A 1,465-nucleotide genomic window follows, 5' to 3' on the forward strand; every position below is an offset into this window, starting at 1 on the left:
CCAGCCCAACGGCCAACGCCACCAGCGCGCGCTTGTGCTGCCGATGGGCACGCGCTAGTTCCAGTTCGGCGCGGGCCACGAAGGTGCGCGCNTGCAAGGTCTCCGGCAAGGCGCCGACGCCGCGCTGCTCACGCTTGATGGCCGTCTCCAGCACCTGGCGCGCCAGTGCCAGGCTGCGCTCGCGCGCCTGCTGCGCGGCGCGCGCGCTGTGCGCGTCGTAGTACAGCCCGACCGCGTTGGCCATGGCCTTCTGCAAGGCGGCATCCTGGCTGGCCAAGGCCGCCTGCAGCAAGACATCGGCAGCACGCTGGTTGGCTGTGCGACCGCCGAAGTCGAGCAGGCGCCAGGTCAGCGTGGCATAAAGCGTACCGATGGAGCGCTTGCTGCTGCCTTGGGTCGAACTGCTGTGGTCGCGATATTGACTGGCACCGGCCGAGAGGCTGGGCAAGTAGGCGGCCCGCGCTTCACCGAGCTGGGCCGCCTGCAATTTGATGGCGGCCCAACTGGCCTGGATCTGTGGCTGGTAGCACAGCGCCAGGTCCAGCGCATCGGCCAGGTTCAATACCTTGTCCGGCCGGAAGGACGTACTCTGGCAGACCAGCATCTGGTCGTCCCCCGGCAAAAGCTTGCCCTTGTCCAGTTCGGGCGGGCGTGCCAGCAAGGGATCGAAGTGCTGCGGCTCGGCGCTGTGGGCCGGAGCGGGCATGGTCGCCACCAGCACTGCGAGCCATCCCGGCGTGCTCAGCGCGACGGCTGCCAGCAGCCTGCGGGCGACGGCATCAACGTTCATGCAGGGCCTCCTTCTGATGGCGCAGCAGGGGCGACAAGGCATATTCGATCACGCGCCGGCTTCCCGTCCTGATGCCGACATTGACCGCCAACCCCGCCGCCAGCGGCAACAACCGACCATCCACGCCCAGCGTGTTGCGAGACAGCAGGATGCGGGAGGAATAGACCAGGCCTTTCTTTTCATCCTGGATGGCGTCGCGCGAGACCTGCACCACCCGGCCCGCCACGGTGCCGTACTTGGTGTAGTCGAAGGCATCCACCTTCACTTCCACTTCCTGGCCGACCTCGACAAAACCCACGTCCTTGTTGTCCAGCCAGGCCTCGACTTCGATCTCGCCATCCTCCGGCACGATCTGCATGAGCGGCTGGGCCGCCGGCACCACGCCACCGATGGTGTGGACATTGAGCTGCTGTACCGTGCCGGAAACTGGCGCGGTCAAGTGCAGCAGCTTGCTGTGCTCGTCAGCACGGCGCTGGTCCTGCTGCGCAGCTTCGATGATCTTCTCGGCTTCGAGGCGGCTGTCGTGAGCTTCCTTCTGGGTCTGCGCCAGCAAGGCAGCACGCTGGTTGCGGGCATCCGTCAGTTGGCCTTGCAAGTCCACCCTGGCCTGCTCCTTTTCCAGCCAGGCATGACGCGACACGGTATGGTCTACCATCAGTTCCTGGTAATCGTTGG

The 1,465-nt window shown here is 66.1% G+C and carries 2 protein-coding genes; both read right to left on the bottom strand.

From position 1 onward, the window contains the following. Nucleotides 1–832, bottom strand: an 832-nt coding sequence (locus I5W_RS08605; protein WP_441294721.1) for a TolC family protein, incomplete at its 3' end; no start/stop codon positions are given. Further along, nucleotides 780–1,465, bottom strand: a 686-nt coding sequence (locus tag I5W_RS08610; protein ID WP_044528911.1) for an HlyD family type I secretion periplasmic adaptor subunit, incomplete at its 5' end; no start/stop codon positions are given. The genes I5W_RS08610 and I5W_RS08605, both read right to left, overlap by 53 nt.

The sequence above is a fragment of the Herbaspirillum sp. B65 genome (assembly GCF_000333555.1).
Lineage (GTDB): Bacteria > Pseudomonadota > Gammaproteobacteria > Burkholderiales > Burkholderiaceae_D > Herbaspirillum > Herbaspirillum rubrisubalbicans.